The sequence below is a fragment of the Bradyrhizobium sp. PRIMUS42 genome (genome assembly GCF_023006515.1).
Lineage (GTDB): Bacteria > Pseudomonadota > Alphaproteobacteria > Rhizobiales > Xanthobacteraceae > Bradyrhizobium.
Genome location: NZ_JALBGZ010000676.1, coordinates 1 through 3,408, shown reverse-complemented (window position 1 = coordinate 3,408; position 3,408 = coordinate 1). Strand labels below are relative to the sequence as shown.

General features: G+C 64.9%; 3 protein-coding genes and 1 pseudogene. All 4 read left to right on the top strand.

Annotated elements, in window-relative coordinates:
* Nucleotides 1-625 (top strand): UDP-N-acetylmuramate dehydrogenase (gene murB, locus MOV75_RS31695; protein ID WP_247007288.1); only part of this gene is annotated, 625 nt, incomplete at its 5' end.
* 96 nt (nt 626-721) lie between these two features.
* Nucleotides 722-1,708, top strand: a complete 987-nt coding sequence (locus tag MOV75_RS31690; RefSeq protein WP_246930871.1) for a D-alanine--D-alanine ligase — start codon at nt 722-724, stop codon at nt 1,706-1,708.
* Nucleotides 1,709-2,058: 350 nt separating this feature from the next.
* Nucleotides 2,059-3,075 (top strand): cell division protein FtsQ/DivIB, encoded by a 1,017-nt coding sequence (locus tag MOV75_RS31685; protein WP_246930874.1) that lies wholly within the window; start codon nt 2,059-2,061, stop codon nt 3,073-3,075.
* Nucleotides 3,072-3,408 (top strand): annotated as a pseudogene (locus tag MOV75_RS31680) (cell division protein FtsA); the annotation flags it as partial. The gene MOV75_RS31685 and the pseudogene MOV75_RS31680, both read left to right, overlap by 4 nt.

The following is a 3,408-nucleotide window of genomic DNA, read 5'->3' as shown; positions in this document are numbered from 1 at the left end:
CGATGTCGTCATCGCGGGCGCGGCCGCGCTCGACAAGCGCGTGGCGGAAGTGGCGGCCGCCGCCAATATCGGCGGGCTCGAATTCTATTTCGGCATTCCCGGCACCATCGGCGGCGCGCTGCGCATGAATGCGGGCGCCAATGGCGGCGAGACCAAGGACGTTCTGATCGAGGCGCACGGCGTCGGGCGCGACGGCACCAAGCATGTCTTCTCCAACGCCGACATGAAGTTCGTTTACCGCAACAGCGGCGTCGATCCCTCCATCATCTTCACGTCCGCGCGCTTTCGCGGTGAGATCAAAGATGCCGAGGCGATCCGCGCGCGTATGGCTGAAGTACAAAATCACCGCGAGACCGCGCAGCCGATCCGCGAGAAGACCGGCGGCTCGACCTTCAAGAATCCGCCTGGCCATTCCGCCTGGAAGCTGGTCGACGCCGCCGGCTGCCGAGGTTTGCGTGTCGGCGGCGCGCAGGTTTCCGAGATGCACTGCAATTTCCTTATCAACACGGGCGATGCCACCGCGCACGATATCGAGACGCTGGGCGAGACCGTGCGCGAACGCGTGAAGGCAAATTCCGGAATTGAGCTTCACTGGGAAATCAAGCGGATCGGGATTTCCCCCTAACAGTCATTCCGGGGGCGCGCAGCGCAACCCGGAATCTCGAGATTCCGGGTCTGGTGCTTGCGCACCATCCCGGAATGACAAAGCACGAGGCAGCGAATGCGCATCACCATCCTCTTTGGCGGCTCCAACCGCGAGCGTCTGGTTTCGGTCGCCTCGGCCCAGGCCCTGCATCAGGCATTGCCCGAGGCCGATCTGTGGTGGTGGGATGTCGAGGACAAGGTGCATGTGGTGCAGTCGAAGCAACTGCTCGAACATGCCCGCCCCTTCGAGGACGAGTTCGCCCCCGGAACGCGCGGCATCCCGCTGGAGCAGGCACTCGACCGGGCGAAGGCGGAAGGTCGCGTCCTCGTGCTCGGCCTGCATGGCGGTCGTGCCGAGAACGGCGAATTGCAGGTGATGTGCGAGGCGCGCGGCGTGCCCTTCACCGGATCGGGCTCGGCCTCCTCGCATCTTGCCTTCGACAAGATCGCGGCCAAGCATTTCGCCGCGCTCGGCGGTGTGACATCGCCGGCAAATGTCGCGCTCGACGACATCGACGAAGCCTTCGCCGAATACGGAAGACTGATCGCAAAGCCGGCGCGCGACGGCTCAAGCTATGGTCTGATCTTCGTCAACGCCAGGCAGGATCTCGTCGCCGTCCGTAACGCGGCCAAGCACGAGGAGTATGTCATCGAGCCCTACATCGCCGGCATCGAGGCGACCTGCGGTGTGCTGGAGCGCACCGATGGCTCGATCATCGCGCTGCCGCCGATCGAGATCATTCCAGGCGAGGGCAGTTTCGACTACGCCGCAAAATACCTCCTGAAGTCGACCCAGGAGATCTGTCCCGGCCGTTTCGCACCCGAGATCACCGCCGCCTTGAAGGCGCAGGCGATGCTGGCGCACCGCGCGATGTCCTGCACCGGCTATTCCCGGTCGGACTTCATCGTCTCGGACACGGGCCTGGTCTATCTCGAGACCAACACGCTGCCCGGGCTGACCAAGTCCTCGCTCTACCCCAAGGCGCTGAAAGCAGAGGGGATCGAATTCGTCGACTTCCTGCGCGGCCTGGTGGAGCTCGCCGGGCGGGGTGTGCGGAAATAGTTAGGACTGGTTAACGGCCAAATGGGCGAAACGGGCCGGTTTGGCGCCCAAAACCGGTAAAATGCCGGACATCGCGGCATAAATGCCTCACATAGCGGGGCAAAATGCGCCGGACGTTAACGAACTTTACCTTTTGTTTACCAGGACGTCCGAAGGTTAACGCTGGCGGCGCATATGGCGCTTTGGCTGCCGGCGCGTGAGCTGTCGCGGGTGATGTCACCTCCAGCGAACGCTTTGAAGGGGAGAGGTTTTCTTCTGCTGAAGACCAGCACCCCGCCCGGCATGTTCAAGACGTCATGTTCGCCAGGATCCGCGCGGTGTCGCGGGCAAACTGTTGACGAGCTCGTGCAATGGATGGAGCAGGAAGCCTCACCCGGTCGCTTTTCAGATCGCTGAGGCCCCAAGCTGACCTGAAGGCGGCCGCGATCGGAGCGGTCGTGCTTCTGCGCGAGTGGCTGCAGGACAAGCGTGACGAGAGGCGCGCTGCCGCCAAGATCAAGACCAGAGCAAAGGCCGTCGTCGAGCGCGAGCCGCCGCCGCGCGTGGTCGCACTCGTCGAGCGCTACCTGCCGCGCCGGGTCGGGATCAGCATGACCGTGCTGCTGCTGATCGGAAGCTGCGGCTTCGGCATCGTCAAGGGCGGCCATCTCCAGGATTTCATCACCGCGGTCAGCGACGCCCGCAACGCGCTGGCCAATTCCGCCGGGTTCCGCATCACCTCCGTCGTGATCAACGGCCGCAAGCAGCTCACCCAGGACGAGATCCTGGCGATCGGCGGCGTCAGCGGCCGCTCCTCGCTGCTGTTCCTCGACGCCGACGCGGTGCGCGACAAGCTCAAGGCCAATCCCTGGATCGCGGATGCGACCGTGCTGAAGCTCTATCCGGGCCAGCTCATGATCGAGCTCACCGAGCGCAAGGCATTCGCGCTGTGGCAGGAGGCCGGCCGGCTTTCGGTCATCGCCGATGACGGCGCCGTGCTCGAGCCCTACGTCTCGCGCCGCTTCCTGTCGTTGCCGCTCGTGGTCGGCAAGGGCGCCGAAACCCAGGCTCGCGACTTCCTCGCGCTGCTGGCGCGCTATCCGCAGGTCAATTCGGTAACCAAGGCCGCGATCTTCGTCGGCGAGCGGCGCTGGAATCTCAGGCTCAAGGACGGTCTCGACATTCGCCTGCCCGAGCAGGACGTCGGCAACGCGCTTGCGATGCTGTCCAAGCTCGACAAGGAGGACCGGCTGTTCTCCCGCGACATCGTCGCCGTCGACATGCGCCTGCCCGATCGGCTGGTGGTGCAACTGTCCGAGGACGCCGCCAAGGCGCGCGAAGATCTGTTCAAGGACAAGAAGAAAAAGAAGGCCGGGGATTCCGCATGACCGGTCTCGATCGCACCCAGACGCCGAAGACTCGCCCGATGCCGCACAAGCGCGGCGGCCTGGTCGCCTGCCTCGATATCGGCACCAGCAAGATCGCCTGCATGATCGCGCGGCTGAAGCCGTCGGCGCCGAGCGAGGCGCTGCGCGGCCGCACCCATGCGGTGGAGCTGATCGGCTACAGCCAGATCCAGTCGCGCGGCATGAAGGCCGGCGCGGTGATCGATCTCGGTGAATGCGAGCAGGCGGTGCGCCAGGCCGTCGCGCTCGCGGAGAAGATGGCCAAGGTGCGGGTGGAGTCCGTGCTGCTCTCGGTCTCCGGCGGCCGGCTTTCCG

Excerpts from the sequence above, each read along its gene's own strand:
- MOV75_RS31685 (WP_246930874.1), top strand. The coding sequence starts at position 2,059 with ATGGATGGAGCAGGAAGCCTCACCCGGTCGCTTTTCAGATCGCTGAGG.
- MOV75_RS31690 (WP_246930871.1), top strand. The coding sequence starts at position 722 with ATGCGCATCACCATCCTCTTTGGCGGCTCCAACCGCGAGCGTCTGGTT.